Source organism: Chromohalobacter sp. HP20-39 (assembly GCF_033052815.1).
GTDB lineage: Bacteria > Pseudomonadota > Gammaproteobacteria > Pseudomonadales > Halomonadaceae > Chromohalobacter.
In genome coordinates, this window is the sequence record NZ_JAWHTP010000508.1 from 1 (window position 1) to 290 (window position 290).

General features: G+C 68.3%; 1 protein-coding gene. It reads left to right on the plus strand.

Translation table 11 applies throughout. From position 1 onward, the window contains the following. Nucleotides 1-290 (plus strand): zinc-binding dehydrogenase (locus RVY79_RS18990; RefSeq protein ID WP_317466111.1); only part of this gene is annotated, 290 nt, incomplete at both ends.

Below are 290 nucleotides of genomic sequence, written 5' to 3' on the forward strand. Positions count from 1 at the left end.
TGCAGTATGCGATTGCCATGGGCCTGCATGTGGTGGCGGTGGACGTTGCGCCCGACAAGCTGGCGCTGGCGCGCGAGCTGGGGGCCAAACTGGTCGTCGATGCCGCCCAGCAGGACCCGGCGGCCGTCATCCAGAAAGAGATCGGGGGCGTGCATGGCGTGCTGGTGACGGCGGTCTCGCGCAGCGCGTTCGCGCAGGCGCTGGGCATGGTGCGGCGTGGCGGCACGATCTCGCTCAACGGGCTGCCGCCGGGGGATTTTCCGCTGCCGATTTTCTCTACGGTGCTCAAT